The 24,705-nt window shown below is 71.2% G+C and carries 25 protein-coding genes; 18 read left to right on the top strand and 7 right to left on the bottom strand.

All coding sequences use genetic code 11. The features are described 5' to 3' along the window. The first annotated feature begins 2 nt into the window (after positions 1-2). Entirely contained in the window at positions 3-647 is a 645-nt protein-coding gene (locus ACLJTM_RS01260) for an imidazolonepropionase-like domain-containing protein (RefSeq protein WP_411101446.1), read from the top strand. Here the strand turns inward: ACLJTM_RS01260 and ACLJTM_RS01255 are convergent. Continuing rightward, positions 613-942, bottom strand: a complete 330-nt coding sequence (locus tag ACLJTM_RS01255) for a response regulator transcription factor (RefSeq protein WP_411101445.1) — start codon at positions 940-942, stop codon at positions 613-615. The two genes, ACLJTM_RS01260 and ACLJTM_RS01255, sit on opposite strands and share 35 nt — an antisense overlap. 52 nt (positions 943-994) lie before the next feature. After that, the gene (locus ACLJTM_RS01250) at positions 995-1,933 is read right to left on the bottom strand and encodes a DUF3152 domain-containing protein (protein WP_411101444.1); all 939 of its coding nucleotides are present in this window, start codon (positions 1,931-1,933) and stop codon (positions 995-997) included. A gap of 309 nt (positions 1,934-2,242) precedes the next feature. On the opposite strand from ACLJTM_RS01250, the gene ACLJTM_RS01245 reads away from it, so the two are divergent. After that, a complete protein-coding gene (locus ACLJTM_RS01245) occupies positions 2,243-2,935 on the top strand; it encodes a demethylmenaquinone methyltransferase (RefSeq protein ID WP_411101443.1) in 693 nt (230 codons plus the stop codon). Positions 2,936-2,940: 5 nt separating this feature from the next. Next, positions 2,941-3,864 (top strand): glutaminase, encoded by a 924-nt coding sequence (locus ACLJTM_RS01240; protein WP_411101442.1) that lies wholly within the window; start codon positions 2,941-2,943, stop codon positions 3,862-3,864. A 46-nt stretch (positions 3,865-3,910) separates the two neighbouring features. Here the strand turns inward: ACLJTM_RS01240 and ACLJTM_RS01235 are convergent, their stop codons facing one another. Continuing rightward, positions 3,911-4,468: a GNAT family N-acetyltransferase gene (locus ACLJTM_RS01235; RefSeq protein ID WP_411101441.1), complete on the bottom strand. Its 558-nt coding sequence runs from the start codon at positions 4,466-4,468 to the stop codon at positions 3,911-3,913. 98 nt (positions 4,469-4,566) lie between these two features. Here ACLJTM_RS01235 and ACLJTM_RS01230 point away from each other — a divergent pair, with 98 nt between their 5' ends. Then, positions 4,567-5,850: a geranylgeranyl reductase family protein gene (locus tag ACLJTM_RS01230; protein ID WP_411101440.1), complete on the top strand. Its 1,284-nt coding sequence runs from the start codon at positions 4,567-4,569 to the stop codon at positions 5,848-5,850. 58 nt (positions 5,851-5,908) lie between these two features. Here ACLJTM_RS01230 and ACLJTM_RS01225 read toward each other — a convergent pair whose 3' ends face one another. The 4 genes from ACLJTM_RS01225 to ACLJTM_RS01210 all read right to left on the bottom strand — a co-directional run bounded on the left by ACLJTM_RS01225 (position 5,909) and on the right by ACLJTM_RS01210 (position 8,019). Beyond that, on the bottom strand, positions 5,909-6,358 hold the full coding sequence (locus ACLJTM_RS01225; RefSeq protein ID WP_411101439.1) for a DNA-binding protein: 450 nt from the start codon (positions 6,356-6,358) through the stop codon (positions 5,909-5,911). Continuing rightward, entirely contained in the window at positions 6,352-6,594 is a 243-nt protein-coding gene (locus ACLJTM_RS01220) for a hypothetical protein (protein WP_147420012.1), read from the bottom strand. The genes ACLJTM_RS01225 and ACLJTM_RS01220 overlap by 7 nt, the downstream gene beginning before the upstream one ends. A gap of 109 nt (positions 6,595-6,703) precedes the next feature. Beyond that, complete coding sequence (locus ACLJTM_RS01215) at positions 6,704-6,985, bottom strand: hypothetical protein (protein WP_411101438.1); 282 nt, start codon at positions 6,983-6,985, stop codon at positions 6,704-6,706. Between the two features lie 164 nt (positions 6,986-7,149). Continuing rightward, entirely contained in the window at positions 7,150-8,019 is an 870-nt protein-coding gene (locus tag ACLJTM_RS01210) for a C40 family peptidase (protein WP_411101437.1), read from the bottom strand. Between the two features lie 797 nt (positions 8,020-8,816). On the opposite strand from ACLJTM_RS01210, the gene ACLJTM_RS01205 reads away from it, so the two are divergent. Genes ACLJTM_RS01205 through nuoN form a run of 14 tightly spaced genes read left to right on the top strand, consistent with a single transcriptional unit; the run spans position 8,817 to position 24,702 of the window. Beyond that, positions 8,817-9,176, top strand: coding sequence for an NADH-quinone oxidoreductase subunit A (locus ACLJTM_RS01205; protein ID WP_030010013.1), 360 nt, complete (start codon positions 8,817-8,819; stop codon positions 9,174-9,176). 15 nt (positions 9,177-9,191) lie between these two features. Continuing rightward, complete coding sequence (locus ACLJTM_RS01200) at positions 9,192-9,746, top strand: NuoB/complex I 20 kDa subunit family protein (protein ID WP_030162005.1); 555 nt, start codon at positions 9,192-9,194, stop codon at positions 9,744-9,746. After that, complete coding sequence (locus ACLJTM_RS01195) at positions 9,743-10,501, top strand: NADH-quinone oxidoreductase subunit C (RefSeq protein ID WP_411101436.1); 759 nt, start codon at positions 9,743-9,745, stop codon at positions 10,499-10,501. Before ACLJTM_RS01200 ends, ACLJTM_RS01195 begins: the two co-directional genes overlap by 4 nt. Beyond that, on the top strand, positions 10,501-11,841 hold the full coding sequence (locus tag ACLJTM_RS01190; RefSeq protein ID WP_411101435.1) for an NADH-quinone oxidoreductase subunit D: 1,341 nt from the start codon (positions 10,501-10,503) through the stop codon (positions 11,839-11,841). The genes ACLJTM_RS01195 and ACLJTM_RS01190 overlap by 1 nt, the downstream gene beginning before the upstream one ends. Next, positions 11,838-12,575, top strand: coding sequence for an NADH-quinone oxidoreductase subunit NuoE (gene nuoE, locus ACLJTM_RS01185; protein ID WP_411101434.1), 738 nt, complete (start codon positions 11,838-11,840; stop codon positions 12,573-12,575). Before ACLJTM_RS01190 ends, nuoE begins: the two co-directional genes overlap by 4 nt. Further along, positions 12,575-13,951 (top strand): NADH-quinone oxidoreductase subunit NuoF, encoded by a 1,377-nt coding sequence (gene nuoF, locus ACLJTM_RS01180; protein WP_411101433.1) that lies wholly within the window; start codon positions 12,575-12,577, stop codon positions 13,949-13,951. Before nuoE ends, nuoF begins: the two co-directional genes overlap by 1 nt. Continuing rightward, positions 13,948-16,479, top strand: a complete 2,532-nt coding sequence (locus ACLJTM_RS01175; protein ID WP_411101432.1) for an NADH-quinone oxidoreductase subunit G — start codon at positions 13,948-13,950, stop codon at positions 16,477-16,479. The genes nuoF and ACLJTM_RS01175 overlap by 4 nt, the downstream gene beginning before the upstream one ends. Next, positions 16,476-17,846 carry an NADH-quinone oxidoreductase subunit NuoH gene (gene nuoH / locus ACLJTM_RS01170; protein WP_411101431.1) on the top strand — a complete coding sequence of 457 codons (1,371 nt, stop codon included), beginning with the start codon at positions 16,476-16,478 and terminating at the stop codon, positions 17,844-17,846. Before ACLJTM_RS01175 ends, nuoH begins: the two co-directional genes overlap by 4 nt. Before the next feature lie 3 nt (positions 17,847-17,849). Then, the gene (gene nuoI, locus ACLJTM_RS01165; protein WP_411101430.1) at positions 17,850-18,452 is read left to right on the top strand and encodes an NADH-quinone oxidoreductase subunit NuoI; all 603 of its coding nucleotides are present in this window, start codon (positions 17,850-17,852) and stop codon (positions 18,450-18,452) included. Then, positions 18,449-19,258, top strand: coding sequence for an NADH-quinone oxidoreductase subunit J (locus tag ACLJTM_RS01160; RefSeq protein WP_411101429.1), 810 nt, complete (start codon positions 18,449-18,451; stop codon positions 19,256-19,258). Before nuoI ends, ACLJTM_RS01160 begins: the two co-directional genes overlap by 4 nt. Next, positions 19,255-19,554, top strand: coding sequence for an NADH-quinone oxidoreductase subunit NuoK (nuoK, locus tag ACLJTM_RS01155; RefSeq protein ID WP_030864698.1), 300 nt, complete (start codon positions 19,255-19,257; stop codon positions 19,552-19,554). The genes ACLJTM_RS01160 and nuoK overlap by 4 nt, the downstream gene beginning before the upstream one ends. 12 nt (positions 19,555-19,566) lie before the next feature. Then, positions 19,567-21,462: an NADH-quinone oxidoreductase subunit L gene (gene nuoL / locus ACLJTM_RS01150; protein ID WP_411101428.1), complete on the top strand. Its 1,896-nt coding sequence runs from the start codon at positions 19,567-19,569 to the stop codon at positions 21,460-21,462. Between the two features lies 1 nt (position 21,463). After that, entirely contained in the window at positions 21,464-23,050 is a 1,587-nt protein-coding gene (locus tag ACLJTM_RS01145) for an NADH-quinone oxidoreductase subunit M (protein ID WP_411101427.1), read from the top strand. After that, positions 23,047-24,702 (top strand): NADH-quinone oxidoreductase subunit NuoN, encoded by a 1,656-nt coding sequence (nuoN, locus tag ACLJTM_RS01140; protein WP_411101426.1) that lies wholly within the window; start codon positions 23,047-23,049, stop codon positions 24,700-24,702. Before ACLJTM_RS01145 ends, nuoN begins: the two co-directional genes overlap by 4 nt. Positions 24,703-24,705 lie beyond the last annotated feature (3 nt).

The following is a 24,705-nucleotide window of genomic DNA, read 5'->3' as shown; positions in this document are numbered from 1 at the left end:
CCGTGCTGACGCTTCACACCGCCGACCTCCTCGTCGCCGGGCCCGGACGCGCGCCGCTGCCCGGCGGTGCGGTCCTCGTCGAGGGCGACCGGATCACCCGCGTGGGCCCGTACGCCGCCCTCAGCGCGGACCGGCCGCACGCCCGGACCCGCCGCTGGCCGGGGGTCCTCACCCCGGGCCTGCTGGTGCGCGGAGCGGACGTGCTGCTGGAGCGGACGTACTACCCGGACGACCCGTACGAGGCCGCCGAGCTCGGGACCGGCCCGATCAGCGGGGAGGCCGAGCTGGACGCGCTGGAGATGACCGAGGCGCGCTGGGGCAACAGCGCCCGGCGGGCGACGCAGAAACTGCTCGCCCGCGGGGTCGTCGCGGTGGCCGGCCGCCTCACGGTCCCCGCGGTACGGACGGCGGTGGTCCGCTCGGGCCTCACCCTGCTGCCGCCGGCTCCCTGTGCGGGGCCGCCCTCGCTGGACCCGTTCGCCGCTGCGGACACGGCCGGGCAGGCCTTCCACGGGGTCCTGGAGCCCGGCGCCCCGGCCCGGTTCGCGGCCTTCGCCGTCGACGGCCCGGACGAACTGCTCCGGCTCGGCGCCACCACCTGCGTGGCCACCGTCATCGGGGGACGGCTGCTGCACCGCCGTCGCTGAGCCCGGGGCCGAGGACCGCGGTGCCCGCGGACTCCCGGGCCAGGGCGGCCAGCAGGCAGGCCTGGAGCCGGCTGATCCCGCCCAGCTTGGCCCGGATGTTGACCACGTGGAACTTGACCGTGCTCACGGACAGCTGGAGTTGCGCGGCGAGCTCCGTGTTGGAGGCGCCGGTGGACAGGCACACGAACACGGCGGACTCCTGCTCGGTGAGCTGGACCGGGCCTGCGCCCTGCGGCCCGGCCGCGGTCTCGCCGGGCGGGAACCACGAGGGGACGCTGAAGCTGACGACGCGCACGGTTGACCACTCCTCGCCCCCGGCCGGGCCACGACCGGCCCGGTACCCCTGCCTAAGGGACGCGCGGGCCCGACAGATAGGTTCCGGCCCCGTCGAACGGCCAGGCGTTGGACGTGCAGCCGAGCAGCCCCTTGATCTGCTGCATCATCGCGGGCGCGGGCCTGCCGGGGCCGGGGCAGGTCTCGTGCTCGCGGCCCAGTTCGTGGCCCACCTCGTGGTTGACGATCAGCGCCCGGTACTCCTCGACGGTGCCGCTGAACTGGGGCGAGCCTTCCTGCCAGCGCTTGAGGTTGACCACGACGGTGTGTCCGGCCCGGCAGTTGGTCTCGCCGACGAGCTCCGGAGTGACCACCTCGCACAGCCGGTCGGTGGTGGCCGGCGTGGCGATCTTGACGGTGAAGTCCACCGGGCTGCCCGCCCCGACCAGCTGGAAGCCGTACGCCGGGTCCCGGGTCCAGCCGCGCGGGTCGCCCAGGATCTCCTCCACCGCGCGGGCGGCGGCATCCGGTTCGACGCCGCTGCCCGCCTCGGTCTCCAGGCGCCAGCGCAGCGCGGTGCCGCGGCCCTGCGGCTGCCCGGAGGCGGCCGAGGAGGTGAAGGTCCCGGGCGCCGCGGAAGTGGAGGGGACCGGTGCGGGCGGGGCGGAGGAGGCCGGTCCCGGGGCCGTGGGGCGCGCGGGGGCGGCCGGGGACGCCGAGGGGGCGGCGGTGGCGGCGCGGGTCGGCCCCGTGGGCCGCTGGCCGCCCTGCGCGGCGGGGTCCGCGCCGCCGTCCGGGGCGTCCGCCGTGTCCTGCGGCTCCTGTGCGGCGGCCGGGCGGCCGTCCGCGAGGGCGGCGCCCTCCCGGGACGGCGCCAGGACGTAGACGGCCGCCGAGGCCGCGACCAGGGCCGTCGCCCCCAGGACGGTCCGCCGCAGACGCCTGCGCCGCTCCGCTCGGCGCGCGGTGCGCGCACTGACGCGGGAGCGAGCGCTGGTATGGCCTGCCGGCATCGTGAAGCCCTCTGTTCGAGGCGGCCGCAGCCGGACCATGAGCCTGCGGGACCCGGCGGGTGACCCTCACCGGGCCGCACGCCCGCCAGTCAACGCGGCTCCGGCGGGCCCGCGTAACTGTCCTTCGGGCCAGTTGTGCCCGCGCCCCCGGCCGTGGCCCGGCGGCGACCGGTGCACGCCGGGTCCGTGGCGGCTCCCGTCCGCGACCCGGGTCCGCGGGGGGTGCGGGGCGGTGCGGTCCCGCGGGTGCGGCCTGAGAGGATGGGGCGCATCCGCCGATCCGCATCGCACCCCGAGGGGCCAACGCCAGTGACCCGCGCTTCCCTGGACAAGCAGCCGCACGAAGTCGCCTCCATGTTCGACGGGGTGGCGGCGAACTACGACCTCACCAACGACGTCCTCTCCCTCGGCCAGGCCCGGCGCTGGCGCAAGGAGGTCGCCAGGGCGGTCGCCGCGCGCCCCGGCCACACGGTCCTCGACCTGGCCGCCGGGACCGCGACCTCCTCGCTGCCCTTCGCGGCGACCGGTGCGTACGTCGTCCCCTGCGACTTCTCCCTGGGCATGCTCCAGGAGGGCAGGAAGAAGCACGGCTGGCTGCCGCTGACCGCAGGCGACGCGACGCGGCTGCCCTTCAAGGACGACGTCTTCGACACCGTGACGATCTCCTTCGGCCTGCGCAACGTCCAGGACACCGACGCGGCCCTGCGGGAGCTGTACCGGGTGACGAAGCCCGGCGGCCAGGTCGTGATCTGCGAGTTCTCCGAGCCCACCTGGGCGCCGTTCCGCACGGTGTACCTGGAGTACCTGATGCGGGCCCTGCCGCCGGTGGCCCGCTCCGTGTCGTCCAACCCCGACGCGTACGTGTACCTCGCCGAGTCGATCCGCGAATGGCCCGCCCAGCCGGAGCTCGCCGCCCTGCTGCAGAAGGCCGGCTGGTCCAAGGTCGCCTGGCGCAACCTCACCGGCGGCGTCGTCGCGCTGCACCGGGGCACCAAGTCCTGACCGCCGTGGCCGACACCCTCGACTACCCGGCCCTGCTGGAGCGCATCGCCGCCGACGTGGCCGCCCTGGTGGGCAGCGGCACCCCGGCCGAGTACATCCCGGCGCTCGCCTCGGTGGACCCCCACCGGTTCGGCATGGCCGTCGCCGGCCTGGACGGCACCGTGCACGGGGTGGGGGACTGGGAGGTCCCCTTCTCCACGCAGTCCGTCACCAAGGTCTTCGCGCTGGCCCTGGCGCTGGCCGAGGGCGGCGACAGCCTGTGGGAGCGGGTCGGCCGGGAGCCCTCGGGCAACCCCTTCAACTCGCTCGTGCAGCTGGAGTACGAGAACGGCATCCCCCGCAACCCGTTCATCAACGCGGGCGCCCTCGTGGTCACCGACCGGCTCCAGAGCCTGACCGGCGACGCGAGCAGCGAACTGCTGGGCTTCCTGCGGGAGGAGAGCCGCAATCCGGAGCTGTCCTTCGACGCCGAGGTGGCGGCCTCCGAGCAGGAGCACGGCGACCGCAACGCCGCCGTCGCCCACTTCATGGCCTCGTACGGGAACATCGACAACCCCGTGCCGGCGCTGCTGGAGCACTACTTCTGGCAGTGCTCCATCGAGATGAGCTGCGCCGACCTGGCCCGCGCCGGGCTGTTCCTGGCCCGGCACGGGCTGCGGAGCGACGGGTCGCGGCTGCTGACGCGCAGTGAGGCCAAGCAGATCAACGCGGTCATGCTGACCTGCGGGACGTACGACGCGGCAGGCGAGTTCGCCTACCGCGTCGGGCTGCCCGGCAAGAGCGGGGTGGGCGGCGGGATCATCGCGGTGGTCCCGGGCCAGTGCACGCTCGCGGTGTGGAGCCCCGGGCTGGACGCCCAGGGCAACTCCGTCGCGGGTGTGGCGGCCCTGGACCGGTTCACGACCCTGACCGGCCTGTCGGTCTTCTAGTGCCGCACCGGACACCGCGACCCGGCACACCTTTGCGGTCGCGGCACTAGGCGAGGTCCAGCCGGTAGCAGCGGCCCGGGTTGCCCCTCGGAGTGGTGAACTCCGTGGCCGGCTCCATCCCGAGGCGTTCGGCGACCGCCACCGAACGGCTGTTGCGGGCGTCGATCACCGCGACCACGTGCGGTACGCCCGCCTCCCGGACCCGCTCGACGGTGGCGAGGGCGGCGGCGTACGCATACCCGCGGCCCCAGTACCCGCGGCCGAGCCGCCAGCCGATCTCGATCTCCCCGACGGGCCCCCAGTCCTTCGCCTGGGGCCAGGGCTGCGCTCCGGTGAAGCCGATGACCTGGTCCTGGGCGTCCAGCAGGGTCCACAGGCAGTAGCCGAGCCGGGCGTCGTGCATGCGTTGGCGCGCGGTGATCTCCTCGTAGGCGGACAGCTCCGCCGGCCCGCCCAGGAACTCCATGACGTCGGGATCGTCGAAGAGGCGGTGCCAGGCGTGGGCGTCCTCGTCCGTGGGGACCCGCAGCCCGACGGTGGGCAGCGGCCGGTCCGCAGAGCCGGATGCAGGGGCGGGCGCGGGGAAGCTGGGCAAGCTGCTCAACGGGGGTGACCCTTCTGATCGCGATCTCTCTCGCTGCATAGACTGCACGTGTCCGGTGCCGCCTGGCACCCTATATCGAGCCTTCGGGAGACCCCGCCGTGACCGAGCCCCTCTCCGAACACTCCGCGGATGTGATCGTCGTCGGTGCCGGGCCCGCCGGCGCGACCACCGCGTACTACCTCGCCAAGGCCGGACTCGACGTACTGCTGCTGGAGAAGACGGCGTTCCCGCGCGAGAAGGTCTGCGGCGACGGCCTGACCCCGCGCGCCACCAAGCAGCTGGTGGCGATGGGCATCGACGTCTCGGAAGAGGCCGGCTGGCTGCGCAACAAGGGCCTGCGGATCATCGGCGGCGGCCAGCGGCTGCAGCTGGACTGGCCCGAGCTCGCCTCCTTCCCGGACTACGGACTCGTGCGCAAGCGCGACGACTTCGACGAGACCCTGGCCCGGCAGGCGCAGAAGGCCGGCGCGCGGCTGTACGAGCGCTGCAACGTGGGCGAGCCCGTCCGCGATGCGCGCACCGGCCACATCACCGGTGTGCAGGCCAAGCTGGGCGAGGAGAAGACCCCGGTCACCTTCAGCGCGCCCCTGGTCGTCGCGGCCGACGGCAACTCCTCGCGGATCTCCCTGGCGATGGGCCTGCACCGGCGCGAGGACCGTCCGATGGGCGTGGCCGTCCGCACGTACTTCACCTCGCCGCGCCACGACGACGACTACCTGGAGTCCTGGCTGGAGCTGTGGGACCGGCGCGGCGGCCAGGACCGGCTGCTGCCCGGCTACGGCTGGATCTTCGGCATGGGCGACGGCACGTCCAACGTCGGGCTGGGCATCCTCAACTCCTCCTCGGCCTTCAAGGAGCTGGACTGGCGCGAGGTCCTCAAGGCCTGGTGCGCGTCCATGCCGGAGGACTGGGGCTACACCCCCGAGAACATGACGCAGCCGATCCGCGGCGCGGCCCTGCCGATGGCCTTCAACCGGCAGCCGCACTACACCAAGGGCCTCCTGCTCGTCGGTGACGCGGGCGGGCTGGTCAACCCGTTCAACGGCGAGGGCATCGCCTACGCCATGGAGTCGGGGCAGATCGCGGCCGAGGTCATCGTGCAGGCCCACGCCCGCTCCACGCCCGCCCAGCGGGAACTGGCCCTGCACAGCTACCCGAAGGTGCTGAAGGAGACCTACGGCGGCTACTACACGCTGGGCCGGGCCTTCGTGAAGCTGATCGGCAACCCGAAGGTCATGAAGGTCGCCGCGCAGCGCGGTCTGACCCACCCGGTCCTGATGCGGTTCACGCTGAAGATGCTGGCGAACCTGACCGACCCGACGGGCGGCGACGCGATGGACCGCGTCATCAACGGCCTCTCGAAGGTGGCCCCGAAGGCCTGATCATTCAAGGTCTGGCCGCTCGGTGGAGCTGAGCGGCCAGGCTCCCCGCACTCGACCTTCAGACGTTGACGATCTTCACCTTCGGTGAGCCCGGAAGTTCCTCGGCGGCCTTGCACAGCGCCGGGATGTGCGACTTGTCGGACGTGACGAGCAGTACCGGGGGAGTGCAGAGTGCGGCGGTGGCCACCACGAGTGCGTCCACAAGGCATTCGTGCCCGTCAAGGCCCGAGGTGTCCAGCAGCTTCGCTGCGGCCTCTGTCACCGCGTCGTTGACCGGTTTCACGTCGAACCGGGACAGCCGGAACCGGAGTCGCTTGGCGGCCTCGCCGGTTCGGCGCACCTCCAAGGGCGTCAACGCGGACAACGCCACGCGCCGACCGCTCTGCTGAGCGACCTCGATGCGCGCGCGCATCCTCTCGTCGCCGTCGACGTGCAGGGAAAGCCCTTGGGCGTCCAGGACGAGCGTGCCCTCGCTCTTTGCCTTGATCTTGAGGCGCTTACTTACCACTCTTGTTCCGCCTGCCGCCGCGCTTCGGCGGAGACGGGGCCGAAGGCCTTGCGGTCGGCGGTCACGACCTCGCGAAGTTTCTGCGCGGCGAGCCACTCCTCCAGGGCTTCGGCCACCACGGAGGAGAACCCGCTCTTGCCGGCGCGTTCCTCGACTTCCTTGATCAATGACTGGGCGAGCGACACGGATCTCTTGCCGGCCCGCTCGACGGCCTGGGGTGCCACGTGACTGCTCATACCCAAAACGTAACACCGCCGGTAGGAATTTTCCCGTCCGACGGCCACCTCATCGCAACCAGGGTGACCCCGAAGGCCTGCGGCGGCCGGGGCGGGGCGTCCGGGGGCCTCAGGAGGTTCCCGTGGGCTCCGGCGCCGCCGCGGGGTCCGCGGGGGCGTGCACGGCCCGTACGCAGCGGGCCACGAGCACCAGGCCGCACAGCAGGAGGGCGCCGGAGGCGGTCCAGCCGAGCGCCAGGGCCAGTGGGTGCTCCGGCCGCTGCCAGGGCCGGGCGGTGGTGAGCAGCCAGCCGCCCAGGGCCAGCAGGCCCAGGCCGAGCGCGGCCGGGACGGCCGTGCGGTCGTCGGCGGGGCCGCCGGCGCCGGGGTCCTCGTACGGCAGTCCGCTCACGGGCCACCACCTCCAGGTCTGAGACGTCGGGGCGTGCCGCGGACATCTTCGCAGGGCGGCCCCGGGCGGTGACAGCCCGGGGCGGGCAGGCCGAAAGGCCGGTACTCCGCCCCCGAGCGGGGGAGTACCGGCCTTTCGCGGTGCCGTGGTCGTCCGAGCGGGGCTCAGAGGATGCGGACGGCGCCCGTCGGCTTGTCGTAGTTCATGGTCGCCTCGACGACGCCCTTGCTGGGGTTCTGCGCACCGATGAACTTGCCGCCGCCGGTGTAGATGGCGACGTGGTACGAGCTGCTGCGGCTGCCCCAGTAGAGGATGTCGCCCGGCTGGAGGCTGCTCAGGGAGACCGAGGTGCCCATCGAGGACTGGGCGCTGGAGACGCGCGGCAGGGAGATGCCGGCCTGGCGGTAGGCGGCCTGCACGAGCCCGGAGCAGTCGTACGAGGACGGGCCGGTGCCACCGCTCACGTACGCCTTGCCGACCTGGGCGCGGGCGAAGTTGACGACGGCGGCCGCGGAACCGGTGGCGGGGGCGGCGACGTAGGCGCCGGTGCCCTGGTTCGAGGTGGCCTTGGTGCCGGCGGAGGAGCCGTCGGAGCCGGCGGACTTGGTGCTCAGCGAGGCGCGCGCGGTGCTGCGGTTGGCGCGCTCGGCCTCGGCCTTGCGGGCCGCCTCCTCCTGCGTCTTCTTCTCGGCGTCGGCCTTCTGCTGGGCGTCTTCCTTGGCCTTCTTCGCCTCGGCGGCGGCGCCGGTGCGGGCGCTCTCCTCCTGGGCGGTCAGTTCGCCCTCCACGGCCGCGAGACGGGTGTTCTCGGCGGCGGTGGCGACGGCGGAGGAGACCTCGGAGGCCAGGTCCGCATCGAGGACCGGCATTTCGAGGGTCGTCTCGGTCACGGGCTCGGCGGAGGGGGTGGCGCTCGCCGTGCCGGCCATGGCCAGGGTGCTGAGGACGCCACCGGCAACTCCGGCGCGGACCGCGAGCTTCGAGGCGCTACGGCGGGGCTTCCGGTGGCTGGGTATGTGAGCGGTGTGGGACATGAGGACAACCGCTATCAGGGGGTCGGGGTTCCCTTCAAGAAACGTGGGGTGCGCCACAGTTGTGCGCGAACCGGGCTAACCGGGCGCGTTGCGCTGCGGATTGACGCCGTAACGGGCGAAACGGACACCCCGTCACAGGGCTGTGATCATGGGGTTTCTGTGAATAGTCCCAATTGATCCCGGGCCTACCATCCCCTCGCACAGATGGCCAAGCCCTCTTTCGGTACCTGAAATTCCGTGTGACGCAGCTCACATGTTTATTCGTCCGTGTGGACGCTGTGCCCCGCCCGTGACCTCGCCGTGAAGGGGGGCCGCCTGGCTCGTGAACGCGTGCACACGCTCCGTGACCCCGCGCGACGCTGCGTCCCCGCGGCCGCCCGCGTCCACCTCCGTACCCACGGCCTCCCCCGGTCGGGCGACGCGGATTCCCTTACCACGCGTCCGCAGACCGCACCAATTTGCCTGCACCGCGCATCCTTTGATAGTGCAACCCGCTCCTCACCTGCGACAACGGGCCCGGATGTCACCTTTGGTGATCATGTGGCTGCTTCGCGTACGAAGATCACCACTCATCGGACTTCATGATCGTTCGTCAGGTGGTGGAGATCACAAACTCGTTGTTGTTACCCGTGTCGCAGATCACAGAGGAGCAGGCATAAGATGCGCACCAGTCCGGCTTGTGAACTGCCTCACATGAGCACGATCTTCGCGAGGCGGTGCACTCCCCAGTCACCGCTGGGACATCCCAGCCGGCGCAGCGGTCCAACGGTCAAGGACGACTGGAAGGAGCGAGGAGCGTGAATGCGTACGCGCCCATCCTCGTGCTCGGCGCCCTCGGCGCAGGGTTTGCGATCTTCTCCGTGGTCATGGCCACGCTGATCGGTCCAAAACGGTACAACCGGGCAAAGCTTGAAGCGTATGAGTGCGGCATCGAGCCGACTCCGATGCCGGCCGGCGGCGGCCGCTTCCCCATCAAGTACTACCTGACGGCGATGCTCTTCATCGTCTTCGACATCGAGGTTGTCTTCCTCTACCCCTGGGCCGTCACCTTCGACTCCCTGGGGATCTTCGGGCTCGTCGAGATGCTGCTCTTCGTGCTCACCGTCTTCGTCGCCTACGCCTACGTCTGGCGCCGCGGCGGCCTGGAATGGGACTGAGGGGCTGAGTTTTCCATGGGACTGGAAGAGAAGCTGCCGAGCGGCTTTCTGCTGACCACCGTCGAACAGGCCGCGGGCTGGGTGCGCAAGTCATCCGTCTTCCCCGCGACCTTCGGCCTCGCCTGCTGCGCCATCGAGATGATGACCACCGGCGCCGGCCGCTACGACCTGGCCCGCTTCGGCATGGAGGTCTTCCGCGGCTCACCGCGCCAGGCCGACCTGATGATCGTGGCCGGCCGCGTCAGCCAGAAGATGGCGCCCGTGCTGCGGCAGGTGTACGACCAGATGCCCGCTCCCAAGTGGGTCATCTCCATGGGGGTCTGCGCCTCGTCGGGCGGAATGTTCAACAACTACGCCATCGTCCAGGGCGTCGACCACATCGTCCCCGTGGACATCTACCTCCCCGGCTGCCCGCCCCGCCCCGAGATGCTGATGGACGCGATCCTCAAGCTCCACCAGAAGATCCAGGGCGGCAAGCTCGGCGTGAACCGGGAAGAAGCGGCACGCGAGGCGGAGGAGGCGGCCCTCAAGGCCCTCCCCACCATTGAGATGAAGGGGCTGCTCCGGTGAGCGAGACCCAAGGGCCGGAGAACGGCAACCACGCAGAGCACGGCGCCGGCGGCGAAGCGGAGGGCGGCAACGTCCCCGCGCCCCGCGCCCAGGGCCCCGAGGTCATCGGCGTCCGCAAGGGCATGTTCGGGGCCAGGGCCGGCGGGGACACCAGCGGCTACGGCGGCCTGGTCCGCACCGTGGCCCTGCCCGGCGCCGCCGTCCGCCCCTACGGCTCCTGGTTCGACGAGGTCGCCGACGAGCTCGAAGGCGCCCTGGAGGAGCAGGACCTGCTCCCCGGGAACGCCATCGAGAAGACGGTGGTCGACCGGGGCGAGCTCACCTTCCACATCGCCCGCGAGCACCTCGTACGGGTCGCCCGCACCCTGCGCGACGACCCGGCCCTGCGCTTCGAGCTCTGCACCGGAGTCAGCGGCGTGCACTTCCCCGGCGACCCGGGACGCGAGCTGCACGCCGTCTACCACCTGCGCTCGCTCACCCACGGACGGATCCTGCGGCTGGAGGTGTCCGTCCCGGACGGCGACCCGCACCTGCCCTCGCTCGTCCAGGTCTACCCGACCAACGACTGGCACGAGCGCGAGGCCTACGACTTCTTCGGCCTCGTCTTCGACGGGCACCCGGCCCTCACCCGGATCATGATGCCGGACGACTGGCAGGGGTTCCCGCAGCGCAAGGACTACCCGCTCGGCGGCATTCCCGTCGAGTACAAGGGCGCCCAGATCCCGGCTCCCGACCAGCGGAGGTCGTACAGCTGATGTCCCCCACCCCGAATCGCGCAGAAGACCACGCCTCCGCGCGCGAGACCACCGAAGGCACCGTCTACACCGTCACGGGCGGCGACTGGGACGAGGTCGTCCAGTCGGCGGCCAAGGCCGACGACGAGCGGATCGTCGTCAACATGGGCCCCCAGCACCCGTCCACCCACGGCGTGCTCCGCCTGATCCTGGAGATCGACGGCGAGACGGTCACCGAGGCCCGCTGCGGCATCGGCTACCTGCACACCGGCATCGAGAAGAACCTCGAATTCCGGAACTGGACGCAGGGCACCACCTTCGTCACGCGCATGGACTACCTGACGCCCTTCTTCAACGAGACGGCGTACTGCCTCGGCGTCGAGAAGCTGCTCGGGATCACCGACCAGGTCCCGGACCGCGCCACCGTCATCCGGGTCCTGCTGATGGAGCTCAACCGGCTCTCCTCCCACCTGGTGTGCATCGCCACCGGCGGCATGGAGCTGGGCGCGACCACGATCATGATCTACGGCTTCCGGGACCGCGAGCTGATCCTCGACATCTTCGAGCTGATCACCGGCCTGCGCATGAACCACGCGTTCGTCCGACCCGGCGGCCTCGCGCAGGACCTGCCCCCGGGCGCCGTCGACCAGCTGCGCGAGTTCGTCAAGACCATGAAGAAGAACCTGCCGGAGTACGACAAGCTCGCCACCGGCAACCCCATCTTCAAGGCCCGCATGCAGGACGTCGGCTACCTCGACCTCACCGGCTGCATGGCCCTCGGCGCCACCGGCCCCGTCCTGCGCTCCGCCGGCCTGCCGCACGACCTGCGCAAGTCCGACCCGTACTGCGGCTACGAGGACTACGAGTTCGACGTCCCCACCACGGACACCTGCGACTCGTACGGGCGGTTCCTGATCCGCCTCGAAGAGATGCGGCAGTCGCTGCGGATCGTCGAGCAGTGCCTGGAGCGGCTGGAGCCGGGACCGGTCATGGTCGCCGACAAGAAGATCGCCTGGCCCGCGCAGCTCGCGATGGGACCCGACGGCCTCGGCAACTCCCTCGACCACATCAGGAACATCATGGGCACCTCCATGGAGGCCCTCATCCACCACTTCAAGCTGGTGACCGAGGGCTTCCGGGTCCCCGCCGGACAGGCCTACGCGGCCGTCGAGTCGCCCAAGGGCGAGCTCGGGGTCCACGTCGTCTCCGACGGCGGCACCCGCCCCTACCGGGTCCACTTCCGCGACCCGTCCTTCACCAACCTGCAGGCCATGGCCGCGATGTGCGAGGGCGGCCAGGTCGCCGACGTCATCGTCGCCGTCGCCTCCATCGACCCCGTGATGGGAGGCGTCGACCGATGACCGACATCCAACTGGGCATGCCCCGGCTGCCCGCGCCGGACTACCCGGCGGAGGTCCGCGAGCGGCTCGCGGCGGACGCCGCCGAGGTCGTCGCCCGCTACCCCGACAGCCGCAGCGCCCTGCTGCCGCTCCTGCACCTGTGCCAGTCGCAGGACGGGTACGTCTCGCGCACCGGCATCCGCTTCTGCGCCGAGGTGCTCGGCCTGACCACCGCCGAGGTCACCGCGGTCGCCACCTTCTACACGATGTACCGGCGCAAGCCCTCCGGCGACTACCAGGTCGGCGTCTGCACCAACACCCTGTGCGCCGTGATGGGCGGGGACGCCATCTTCGAGGAGCTCAAGGAGCACCTCGGCGTCGGCAACAACGAGACCACCCCCGACGGGAAGGTCACCCTCGAACACATCGAGTGCAACGCGGCCTGCGACTTCGCCCCCGTGGTGATGGTCAACTGGGAGTTCTTCGACAACCAGACCCCCGAGTCCGCCAAGGCCATGGTGGACGACCTGCTGGCCGGCCGCCCCGTCGAACCGACCCGGGGCGCGCCGCTGTGCACGTACAAGGAGACCGCCCGGATCCTGGCCGGCTTCCCGGACGAGCGTGAGGGCGCGGTCGAGGCCACCGGCGGCGCCGGGCCCGCCTCCCTGATCGGCCTGCGCATCGCCCGCGGCGAGACCCCGCACACCCCGATCGTGCACCCGCGGGGCGAGGCCACCACCGAGGGAGGGGAGTGATGTCCGTGTCATCCAAGGAAAGTCACGGAGGCACCGCCCGGTCGGAGGCCGGCGGAGGGACGAGCCCCGAGAAGCTCCTCGCGCCCGTCCTGTCGGCCTTCTGGGACGAGCCCCGGTCATGGACGCTGGAGACCTACCGGCGCCACGAGGGCTACCAGGGCCTGCGCAAGGCCCTCGCCATGACCCCGGACGACCTGATCGCCTACGTCAAGGACTCGGGCCTGCGCGGCCGCGGCGGCGCAGGCTTCCCCACCGGGATGAAGTGGCAGTTCATCCCGCAGGGCGACGGGAAGCCGCACTACCTCGTGGTGAACGCGGACGAGTCGGAGCCGGGAACCTGCAAGGACATCCCCCTCCTCTTCGCGAACCCGCACTCCCTCATCGAGGGAATGATCATCGCCTGTTACGCGATCCGCTCCGCACACGCCTTCATCTACCTGCGCGGCGAGGTCGTGCCGGTGCTGCGGCGCCTGCACGAGGCGGTGCGCGAGGCGTACGAGGCCGGGTACCTCGGCAAGGACATCCTCGGCAGCGGCCTGGACCTCGACATCACGGTCCACGCCGGGGCGGGCGCCTACATCTGCGGCGAGGAGACGGCCCTGCTGGACTCCCTCGAAGGCCGCCGCGGCCAGCCCCGGCTGCGTCCCCCCTTCCCCGCGGTGGAGGGGCTCTACGCCTGCCCCACCGTCGTGAACAACGTGGAGTCCATCGCCTCGGTCCCCGCGATCCTGAACAAGGGCAAGGACTGGTTCAAGGGCATGGGGACCGAGAAGTCCCCCGGCTTCACCCTGTACTCGCTCTCCGGGCACGTCGCCGGCCCCGGCCAGTACGAGGCCCCGCTCGGCATCACCCTGCGCCAGCTGCTCGACATGAGCGGCGGGATGCGGCCCGGGCACCGGCTCAAGTTCTGGACCCCCGGCGGCTCCTCCACCCCGATGTTCACCGACGAGCACCTCGACGTCCCGCTGGACTACGAGGGCGTCGGCGCGGCCGGCTCGATGCTCGGCACCAAGGCGCTGCAGTGCTTCGACGAGACGACCTGCGTGGTGCGGGCCGTCACCCGGTGGACCGAGTTCTACGCCCACGAGTCCTGCGGCAAGTGCACGCCCTGCCGCGAGGGCACGTACTGGCTGGTCCAGCTGCTCCGCGACATCGAGGCCGGCCGGGGCGCCCTGTCCGACCTCGACAAGCTGAACGACATCGCCGACAACATCAACGGCAAGTCCTTCTGCGCCCTCGGTGACGGCGCGGCCAGTCCCATCTTCTCCTCGCTCACGTACTTCCGTGCGGAGTACGAGCAGCACATCACGGGCAAGGGCTGCCCCTTCGACCCCAAGAAGTCGACCCTCTGGGCTGACACGGAGGTGAACGCATGACCGTGCTGAATCCACTCGGCGGCCCCGCCGGGGCGAACGCGCCCTCCGGGGGCGCGGCGGCCGCGGCGAAGCCCGAGGACACGGTCGCCCTGACCATCGACGGCGTCGAACTGTCCGTGCCCAAGGGCACGCTGGTCATCCGCGCCGCCGAACAGCTCGGCATCGAGATCCCCCGGTTCTGCGACCACCCCCTCCTCGATCCGGTCGGCGCCTGCCGCCAGTGCATCGTCGAGGTGGAGGGCCAGCGCAAGCCGATGGCCTCCTGCACCATCACCTGCACCGACGGGATGGTCGTCAAGACCCAGCTCACCTCCGAGGTCGCCGACAAGTCCCAGCGCGGTGTGATGGAGCTGCTGCTCATCAACCACCCGCTGGACTGCCCGGTCTGCGACAAGGGCGGCGAGTGCCCCCTGCAGAACCAGGCGATGTCGCACGGCAATGCCGAGTCCCGCTTCGAGGGGCACAAGCGCACCTACGAGAAGCCGGTCCCCATCTCCACCCAGGTGCTCCTGGACCGCGAGCGGTGCGTGCTCTGCGCGCGCTGCACCCGCTTCTCCACCCAGGTGGCCGGCGACCCGATGATCGAGCTGCTGGAACGCGGCGCGCTCCAGCAGGTCGGCATCGGCGAGGGCGACCCCTTCGAGTCCTACTTCTCCGGCAACACCATCCAGATCTGCCCGGTCGGCGCCCTCACCTCGGCCGCGTACCGGTTCCGCTCCCGCCCCTTCGACCTCGTCTCCTCCCCGAGCGTGTGCGAGCACTGCGCGGGCGGCTGCGCGACCCGCACCGACCACCGCCGCGGCAAGGTGCTGCGCCGGATGGCCGCCGAGGACCCCGAGGTCAACGAGGAGTGGGTCTGCGACAAGGGCCGCTTCGGGTTCCGCTACGCCCAGCAGCGGGACCGGCTGACGACCCCGCTGGTGCGCAGCGCGGCCGGGGTGCTGGAGCCGGCGAGCTGGCCCGAGGCCCTGGCGGCCGCCGCGGCCGGACTCTCCGCCGCCCGCGGCCGGGCCGCCGTCCTGACCGGCGGCAGGCTCACGGTCGAGGACGCCTACGCGTACGCCAAGTTCGCGCGGGTCGTCCTCGACACCAACGACATCGACTTCCGGGCCCGCGTGCACAGCGCCGAGGAGGCCGAGTTCCTGGCCGCCACCGTCGCCGGCACCGGAAAGGACCTCGACGGCGACGGCGTCACCCACACCTCGCTGGAGGCGGCGCCCGCGGTGCTGCTCGCCGGCATCGAGGCCGAGGAGGAGGCCCCCGGCGTCTTCCTGCGGCTGCGCAAGGCCCACCGCAAGCACAAGCAGCGGACCTTCGGCCTCGCCCCGTTCACCACCCGCGGCCTGGCCAAGGCGGGCGGCACCCTGCTGGCCGCCGCCCCCGGCACCGAGCCCGAGTGGCTCGACGCGCTGGCCACCCGCACCGGCCTGGAGGCCGGCGGCGCCGAAGCCGCCGAGGCGCTGCGCGCGCCCGGCGCCGTCATCGTCGTCGGGGAGCGCCTGGCCGGGGTGCCCGGTGCGCTGACCGCCGCCGTACGGGCCGCCGCCGCGACCGGCGCCGCCCTGGTGTGGATCCCGCGCCGGGCCGGGGAGCGGGCCGCCGTCGAGGCGGGCGCGCTGCCGTCGCTGCTGCCCGGCGGACGGCCGGCCACCGACCCGCGGGCCCGCGAGGAGGTCGCCGCCGCCTGGGGCGTGGACGAGCTCCCGCACCGCTACGGCCGCGACACCGGCCAGATCGTCGAGGCCGCGGCCTCCGGTGAACTGTCCGCGCTGCTGGTGGCGGGCGTCGAGGTCACCGACCTGCCGGACCCGGCCCGTGCGCGGCTCGCCCTCAAGGAGGCCTTCGTGGTCTCCCTGGAGCTGCGGCCCGGCGAGGTCACCGACCACGCCGACGTGGTCTTCCCGGTGGCCGCGGTGACGGAGAAGGCGGGCGCCTTCATCAACTGGGAGGGCCGGGTGCGGCCGTTCGAGGCCGCGCTCAAGCCCGAGCAGATGACCCGCCGCCTCGCCCCCGCCGACTCCCGGGTGCTGCACATGCTGGCCGATGCGGCCGACCGGCCGATCGCGCTGCCCGACGTGCATGCCGTACGCCGGGAGCTGGAGCGGCTCGGCCCCTGGGAGGGCGTCCTCGCCGCCGAGCAGTCCACCGACCCGGTGGCGCTGCCCCGGCCCGGAGCGGGCGAGGCGGTCCTTGCGGGCCACCGGCTCCTCCTCGACCTGGGGCGCCTCCAGGAGGGCGACGAGGCCCTCGCGGGCACCCGCCACGAGGCCGCCGCGCGGCTGTCGGCCGCCACGGCCGCCGAGACGGGCGTCAAGGACGGCGACGTCCTCGCGGTCACCGGCCCGGCCGGGACCGTGGAACTGCCGCTGCGGATCACCGGGATGCCCGACCGGGTGGTCTGGCTCCCGCTGAACTCCACCGGCTCCGGCGTCCTCGCCGACACCGGGGCCCGCCCGGGCACCCTCGTCCGGATCGGGCCGGCGGCCCCCGCCGCCGCCCGTGACACCACTGCGGAGGTGGGACTGTGAGCGCGGTACCCGGTGACCTCGTACAGCTGGCCGCGGAAGACCTGTCCCTGTTCGGGCGGGACGTCTGGTGGCTGGTCGTCGTCAAGGCGGTGTTCTGCTTCGCCTTCCTGATGGTGACCGTGCTCTTCTCCATCGTGTGGGAGCGCAAGGTCGTCGCCTGGATGCAGCTGCGCATCGGCCCCAACCGGCACGGGCCCTGGGGGATGCTCCAGTCGCTCGCCGACGGCGTCAAGCTGATGCTGAAGGAAGACCTGATCGTCAAGCGGGCCGACAAGGTGGTCTACGTCCTGGCCCCGATCATCGCGGCGATCCCGGCCTTCATGGCCATCGCGGTGATCCCGTTCGGCCCGGCGGGCAACGAGGTCTCCATCTTCGGCCAGCGCACCACGATGCAGCTGACCGACCTGCCCATCGCGATGCTGTACGTCCTCGCGGTGGCCTCCGTCGGGATCTACGGCATCGTCCTCGCGGGCTGGTCCTCGGGATCGACGTACCCGCTCCTCGGCGGCCTGCGCTCCTGCGCGCAGATGATCTCCTACGAGATCGCGATGGGAGCCGCCTTCGCCTCGGTCTTCCTCTACTCCGGGTCGATGTCGACCTCGGCGATCGTCGAGGCCCAGGCGGACCGCTGGTACATCGTGCTGCTGCCGGTGTCCTTCATCATCTACGTGGTCACGATGGTCGGCGAGACCAACCGCGCCCCCTTCGACATGCCGGAGTCCGAGGGCGACCTGGTCGGCGGCTTCAACACCGAGTACTCCTCGATCAAGTTCGCGCTGTTCATGCTGGCCGAGTACGTCAACATGGTCACCGTCTCGGCCGTGTCGGTCACCCTGTTCCTGGGCGGCTGGCGGGCTCCCGCGCCGATCTCCACGTACTGGGAGGGCGCGAACCACGGCTGGTGGCCGATGCTCTGGTTCGTCCTCAAGGTCCAGCTCCTCCTCTTCTTCTTCATCTGGCTGCGCGGCACGCTGCCCCGCGTGCGCTACGACCAGCTGATGAAGCTCGGCTGGAAGGTCCTGATCCCGGTCTCCGTGGTCTGGCTGATGCTGGTGGCCACCGTCCGCGCGCTGCGCAACGAGGCCTACGACTTCAGCGAGATCGTCCTCTACGTCGGCGGCGGGGTCGTGGCGCTCCTGCTCCTCTCCTTCGTCGCGGACCTGTTCCGGGACAAGAAGGAGAAGGCCCGGGCCGTGGAGGCCGGCAAGGCCGGCGCGGAGCCCTTCGACCCCATGGCGGGCGGGTTCCCCGTACCGCCCAAGCCCGGCCAGCACCTGGCGCCCGTACCCCGCCGGCGCTCCCGCGGCGAGCGGGAGCTGATCGCCAGCGGCGGGGCGAACACCGACAACGACCGAGAGGAGGGTTGAGACATGTCCGACGACAAGTGGCAGAACCCGGTGGCCGGCTTCGGCGTGACCTTCAAGGCCATGTTCAAGAAGCGCCTCACCGAGCAGTACCCGGAGCAGCAGAAGACCACCGCCCCGCGCTTCCACGGACGGCACCAGCTCAACCGGCACCCGGACGGTCTGGAGAAGTGCATCGGGTGCGAGCTGTGCGCCTGGGCCTGTCCCGCCGACGCCATCTACGTGGAGGGCGCGGACAACACCGAGGAGGAGCGCTACTCCCCGGGTGAGCGGTACGGCGCCGTCTACCAGATCAACTACGCCCGCTGCATCCTGTGCGGGCTGTGCGTCGAGGCCTGCCCGACGCGGGCGCTGACCATGACCAACGAGTTCGAACTGGCCGACTCCAGCCGCGAGTCGCTGATCTACACCAAAGAGCAGCTGCTGTCCGGGCTGACCGAGGGCATGGTCGAAGCCCCGCACCCGATGTACCCCGGTACCGAGGACACGGACTACTACCGCGGACTGGTGACGGGGGCCGCCCCCGGTACCGCCCGGCAGACGGCCGTCTCCAAGGGCGAGGTGCCCGCGGGGCAGACCGCGGAAGACGCCGAGGGGGTGCAGGCATGAGCGCCCTCGCCGCCGCCACCCTCACCTCCACGGGCGAGGCGGTCCAGTTCTGGGTCCTCGGCACGGTCGCCGTCATCGGCGCCCTGGCCACGATCCTGATGAAGAAGGCCGTGCACAGCGCCCTGAGCCTGGCCGGGACGATGATCATCCTGGCGGTGTTCTACCTCGCCAACGGCGCGTACTTCCTCGGCGTCGTCCAGGTCGTCGTCTACACCGGCGCGATCATGATGCTCTTCCTCTTCGTGGTCATGCTCGTCGGCGTCACCGCCGCGGACTCGCTGAAGGAGACGATCAAGGGCCAGCGCTGGCTCGCCGTCCTGTGCGGACTGGGCTTCGGCGTCCTGCTGATCACCGGCATCGCCCAGGCCCGGCTCACCCACTTCAACGGGCTCGGCCGGATCAACTCCGGCGGGCACGTCGAGGGCCTCGCCCAGCTGATCTTCACCAAGTACGTCTTCGCCTTCGAGATCACCGGCGCGCTGCTCATCACCGCGGCCGTCGGCGCGATGGTGCTCACCCACCGCGAGCGCACCGAACGGGCCGCGACCCAGCGCGAGATGGCCGAACGGCGCGTCCGCGAGGGCGTCCAGCTCCCGCCGCTCCCCGCCCCCGGCGTCTACGCCCGGCACAACGCGGTGGACGTCGCCGGGCTGCTCCCGGACGGCACCCCGTCCGAGCTGACCGTCAACCAGACGCTGCGGGCCCGCGGCCAGATCCGGGACGTGTCCAGCGAGGCGCTGGACGACCTCAAGGCACTGGAGCAGGCCTCCTCGGAGCGCCTCGGCCGTGAGGAGGCCTCGAAGTGAACCCGGTCAACTACCTGTACCTGGCGGCCCTGCTGTTCACCATCGGCGCGGCCGGTGTGCTGATCCGCAAGAACGCGATCGTGCTGTTCATGTGCGTCGAGCTGATGCTCAACGCCTGCAACCTCGCCTTCGTCGCCTTCTCCCGCATGCACGGCAACCTCGACGGCCAGATCATCGCGTTCTTCACGATGGTCGTCGCCGCCGCGGAGGTCGTGGTCGGCCTCGCGATCATCGTGTCGCTCTTCCGTACCCGCCACTCGGCCTCGGTCGACGACGCCAGCCTGATGAAGCTGTAAGGGGCGTTCACAGTGGAGAATCTGATTGCGCTGCTGGTGGCGGCGCCCCTGCTCGGAGCGGCGGTGCTGCTGTGCGGCGGCCGGCGCCTCGACCGGGCCGGCCACTGGATCGGCACCCTGCTCGCGGCCGTCTCCTTGGGCATCGGCGTGGCCCTCTTCGCCGACATGCTGGGGCGCGGGGCCGACGACCGCGCCCTGCACCAGCGGCTGTTCACCTGGATCCCCGTCGAGGGCTTCCAGGCGGACATGGCCTTCCAGCTGGACCAGCTGTCGATGACGTTCGTCCTGTTGATCTCCGGGGTGGGCACGCTCATCCACGTGTACTCGATCGGGTACATGGAGCACGACGAGCGCCGCCGCCGCTTCTTCGGCTACCTCAACCTGTTCGTCGCGGCGATGCTGCTGCTCGTCATCGCCGACAACTACCTGCTGCTGTACTTCGGCTGGGAGGGCGTGGGCCTCGCCTCCTACCTCCTGATCGGCTTCTGGCAGCACAAGCCCAGCGCGGCCACCGCCGCGAAGAAGGCCTTCCTGGTCAACCGCGTGGGCGACATCGGCCTGTCCATCGCGATCATGCTGATGTTCACCACGTTCGGCACCTTCGCCTTCGGGCCGGTGCTCGGCGCGGTCGGCGAGACTTCGGAAGGCACCCTGACGGCCATCGGCCTGATGCTGCTGCTGGCCGCCTGCGGCAAGTCGGCCCAGGTGCCGCTGCAGTCCTGGCTCGGCGACGCGATGGAGGGCCCGACCCCGGTCTCGGCCCTCATCCACGCCGCCACGATGGTCACCGCCGGCGTCTACCTCATCGTCCGCTCCGGCGCGATCTTCAACGGGGCACCCGACGCCCAGCTGGTCGTCACCATCGTGGGCGCGGTCACGCTGCTCTTCGGTGCGATCGTCGGTTGCGCGAAGGACGACATCAAGAAGGCCCTCGCCGGGTCGACCATGTCGCAGATCGGCTACATGATCCTCGCCGCGGGCCTCGGCCCCATCGGCTACGTGTTCGCGATCATGCACCTGGTCACGCACGGCTTCTTCAAGGCCGGCCTCTTCCTCGGCGCCGGCTCGGTCATGCACGGCATGAACGACGAGGTCGACATGCGCAAGTACGGCGGCCTGCGCCGGTACATGCCGGTCACCTTCGTCACCTTCGGCCTCGGCTACCTCGCGATCATCGGCTTCCCCGGCCTGTCCGGCTTCTTCTCCAAGGACATGATCATCGAGGCGGCCTTCGCGAAGGGCGGCACCCAGGGCTGGATCCTCGGCGGCGTGACCCTGCTGGGCGCGGGCATCACCGCCTTCTACATGACCCGCGTCATGCTCCTCACCTTCTTCGGCGAGAAGCGCTGGCAGCCGGACGCGGACGGCCACGCGCCGCACCCGCACGAGTCCCCGAAGTCCATGACCATCCCGATGATCATCCTGGCCTTCGGCTCGGTCTTCGCCGGCGCCTTCTTCGAGATCGGCGAGCGGTTCCTGACGTGGCTGGAGCCCGTCACTGGCTACGAGCACGGCCACCCGCCGGTCAGCGCCCTGGCGGTGACCGCGTCCACCATGGTGGTCCTCGCCGTCGGTGTCGCCGTCGCCTGGTCGATGTACGGGCGCAAGCCCGTCCCCGTCGTCGCCCCGCGCGGCTCGCTCCTCACCCGGGCGGCCCGCCGGGACCTGCTCCAGGACGACTTCAACCACGTCGTGCTGGTGCGCGGCGGCGAGCACCTGACCCGCTCCCTCGTGTACCTCGACCACAGCGTGGTCGACGGGGTGGTCAACGGGACGGCCGCCTCCGTCGGCGGGCTCTCGGGCCGGCTGCGCAAGCTCCAGAACGGCTACGCCCGCAGCTACGCGGTCTCGATGTTCGGGGGCACGGCGATCCTGATCGCCGCGACCCTGCTGATGAGGGCGGTGTGAGATGAATGTCCCGCTTCTGACGGTGACGGCCGCGGTCCCCGCGGTCGGTGCGATCCTGACGGCGGCCGTCCCGGCTGCCCGCCGGACCGCCGCCAAGTGGCTCGCGCTGCTGTTCTCCCTGGCCACCCTGGCCCTGGCCGTGCTCGTCGCGGTCCGCTTCGAACCCGGTGGCGACCGCTACCAGCTCACCGAGTCCCGCCCCTGGATCGCCGACTTCGGCGTCCGTTACGAACTGGGCGTGGACGGCATCGGGGTGGTCCTCATCGGACTCACCGCGCTGCTGATCCCCTTCGTGATCGCCGCGGGCTGGCACGACGCCGACCCCCTGGAGACGAACTCGACGCGCTGGCGGCCGACCCAGGGCTTCTTCGCCCTGATCCTGCTGGTCGAGGCGATGGTGATCATCTCGTTCGAGGCCACCGACGTCTTCCTCTTCTACATCTTCTTCGAAGCCATGCTCATCCCGATGTACTTCCTCATCGGCGGCTTCGGTGACCGGGCGCACGCCGGCTCGGACGAGAACGCGGCGACGCAGCGCTCGTACGCCGCCGTCAAGTTCCTGCTCTACAACCTGGTGGGCGGCCTGATCATGCTGGCCGCCGTCATCGGCCTCTACGTGGTCGCCGGGAACTTCTCGCTCCAGGAGATCGCCGACGCCCGCGCCGCGGGCACCCTCGACATGGCGACCAACACCGAGCGGCTGCTGTTCCTCGGCTTCTTCTTCGCCTTCGCGGTGAAGGCCCCCCTGTGGCCGCTGCACACCTGGCTGCCGAACGCGATGGGCGAGGCCACCGCCCCGGTGGCCGTACTGATCACCGCGGTCGTCGACAAGGTCGGCACCTTCGCGATGCTCCGCTTCTGCCTCGGGCTCTTCCCGGAGGCCAGCAAGTGGGCCACCCCGGTGATCCTCGTCCTCGCCCTGATCAGCATCGTCTACGGCGCCCTGGTCGCGGTCGGGCAGCGGGACATCAAGCGGCTGGTCGCCTACGCGTCGATCTCGCACTTCGGCTTCATCATCCTGGGCATCTTCGCGATGACCTCCCAGGGCCAGTCCGGCGCCACCCTCTACATGGTCAACCACGGCCTGTCGACGGCGGCGCTCATGCTGGTGGCCGGATTCCTGATCTCGCGGCGCGGCTCGCGGCTCATCGCCGACTACGGCGGCGTGCAGAAGGTCGCCCCGGTCCTCGCCGGCACCTTCCTGATCGGCGGCCTCGCCACCCTCTCGCTGCCCGGCCTCGCGCCCTTCGTCAGCGAGTTCCTGGTCCTGGTCGGCACCTTCGCCCGCTACCCGGTCGTCGGCGTCATCGCCACCGTCGGCATCGTGCTCGCCGCGCTGTACACCCTGGTGCTCTACCAGCGCACGATGACCGGCCCCGTGAAGGAGGAGGTCCGCACCATGCCGGACCTGCGCCTGCGGGAGGTGCTGGTGGTCGCCCCGCTGATCGCCCTGCTGATCGGCCTGGGCGTCTACCCGAAGGTGCTCACCGACATCGTCAACCCGGCGGTGGAGCACACCATGTCGGACGTGCAGCGCACGGACCCCAAGCCGGACGTGCCCGTGGAGAACGTGGAGGCGGCCAAGTGAGCACCGCGACTGCTGCCCAGAGCCTGTGGACCCTGGCGGCCGACGGACCGGCCGACCGGATCCCGGCGCCCGTCATCGAATACGCGCAGCTCGCGCCCACCCTGATCGTGGTGGGCGCGGCGGTCCTCGGCGTCCTCGTCGAGGCCTTCGTCCCGCGCAGGTCCCGTTACGCCGTCCAGGTGTTCCTCGCCGTCGCCGCCCTGGCGTCCGCCTTCGCGGCGGTCGTCGCCCTCGCGGCCGGCGGGTACGGGGGCACCAAGGCGCACGTCGCGGCGATGGGCGCCATCGCCGTGGACGGCCCGGCCCTGTTCCTCCAGGGCACGATCCTGCTGGCCTCCGTCGTCGCGGTGTTCACCTTCGCGGAACGGCGCCTGGACCCGGCCGCCCACGGCAACCGGGTGGACTCCTTCGCCGCGCAGGCCGCCTCCGTACCGGGCAGCGACAGCGAGAAGGCCGCCGTCAAAGCCGGCTTCACGACCACCGAGGTCTTCCCGCTGGCCCTGTTCGCGATCGCCGGAATGCTGGTCTTCCCGGCGGCCAACGACCTGCTGACGCTCTTCATCGCGCTGGAGGTCTTCTCCCTCCCGCTGTACCTGCTCTGCGCCGTCGCCCGCCGCCAGCGGCTGATGTCGCAGGAGGCCGCGGTCAAGTACTTCCTGCTGGGTGCCTTCTCCTCGGCCTTCCTGCTCTTCGGGATCGCCCTGCTGTACGGCTACGCCGGCTCGGTCTCGTACGCGGTGATCGCGGACGTGGTCGACGGCACCGTCACCCAGCTCGACCCGGCGCTGGCCACCACCATGGGCAACGACGCGCTGCTGCTCATCGGCGGTGCGCTGATCCTCATGGGCCTGCTCTTCAAGGTCGGCGCGGTCCCCTTCCACATGTGGACCCCGGACGTCTACCAGGGCGCCCCGACCCCGGTCACCGGCTTCATGGCGGCGGCGACCAAGGTCGCGGCCTTCGGCGCGCTGCTGCGGCTGCTGTACGTGGTCCTGCCGGGCCTGCGCTGGGACTGGCGGCCGGTGATGTGGGGCGTCGCGATCGTCACCATGTTGGCGGGCGCGGTCATCGCGGTGACCCAGACGGACGTCAAGCGGCTGCTGGCGTACTCCTCGATCGCGCACGCGGGCTTCATCCTGGCCGGTGTCATCGCCACCTCCGCGGAGGGCGTCCAGTCCGTCCTCTTCTACCTGGCGGCGTACTCCTTCGTGACGATCGGCGCGTTCGCCGTGGTCACGCTGGTGCGCGATGCGGGCGGCGAGGCCACGCACCTGTCGAAGTGGGCCGGTCTCGGGCGGCGTTCGCCGCTGACGGCGGCGGTGTTCGCAGTCTTCCTGCTGGCCTTCGCCGGCATTCCGCTGACGTCCGGCTTCGCCGGCAAGTTCGCCGTGTTCAAGGCGGCGGCGGAGGGCGGCGCGGGAGCACTGGTCGTGGTCGGTGTCATCTCGTCCGCGATCGCCGCGTTCTTCTACATCCGGGTGATCGTCCTGATGTTCTTCAGCGAGCCGAAGGCCGACGGCCCGACCGTGGCCGTCCCCTCGCCGCTGACGATGACCACCATCGCCGTCGGCGTCGCCGTCACCCTGGTGCTGGGCATGGCCCCGCAGTACTTCCTGGACCTGGCGGGGCAGGCGAGCACGTTCGTCCGCTGACCC

The organism is Streptomyces sp. cmx-4-9, from assembly GCF_046548835.1.
Lineage (GTDB): Bacteria > Actinomycetota > Actinomycetes > Streptomycetales > Streptomycetaceae > Streptomyces.
The sequence above is the reverse complement of the archived record's forward strand: the minus strand, read 5'-3'. Positions and strand labels throughout refer to the sequence as shown.

Excerpts from the sequence above, each read along its gene's own strand:
- ACLJTM_RS01190 (WP_411101435.1), top strand. The coding sequence starts at position 10,501 with ATGTCCCCCACCCCGAATCGCGCAGAAGACCACGCCTCCGCGCGCGAG.
- nuoF (WP_411101433.1), top strand. The coding sequence starts at position 12,575 with ATGTCCGTGTCATCCAAGGAAAGTCACGGAGGCACCGCCCGGTCGGAG.
- ACLJTM_RS01160 (WP_411101429.1), top strand. The coding sequence starts at position 18,449 with ATGAGCGCCCTCGCCGCCGCCACCCTCACCTCCACGGGCGAGGCGGTC.
- nuoI (WP_411101430.1), top strand. The coding sequence starts at position 17,850 with ATGTCCGACGACAAGTGGCAGAACCCGGTGGCCGGCTTCGGCGTGACC.
- ACLJTM_RS01175 (WP_411101432.1), top strand. The coding sequence starts at position 13,948 with ATGACCGTGCTGAATCCACTCGGCGGCCCCGCCGGGGCGAACGCGCCC.
- nuoE (WP_411101434.1), top strand. The coding sequence starts at position 11,838 with ATGACCGACATCCAACTGGGCATGCCCCGGCTGCCCGCGCCGGACTAC.
- ACLJTM_RS01250 (WP_411101444.1), bottom strand. The coding sequence starts at position 1,933 with ATGCCGGCAGGCCATACCAGCGCTCGCTCCCGCGTCAGTGCGCGCACC.
- ACLJTM_RS01220 (WP_147420012.1), bottom strand. The coding sequence starts at position 6,594 with ATGAGCAGTCACGTGGCACCCCAGGCCGTCGAGCGGGCCGGCAAGAGA.
- ACLJTM_RS01145 (WP_411101427.1), top strand. The coding sequence starts at position 21,464 with ATGAATGTCCCGCTTCTGACGGTGACGGCCGCGGTCCCCGCGGTCGGT.
- ACLJTM_RS01200 (WP_030162005.1), top strand. The coding sequence starts at position 9,192 with ATGGGACTGGAAGAGAAGCTGCCGAGCGGCTTTCTGCTGACCACCGTC.
- ACLJTM_RS01210 (WP_411101437.1), bottom strand. The coding sequence starts at position 8,019 with ATGTCCCACACCGCTCACATACCCAGCCACCGGAAGCCCCGCCGTAGC.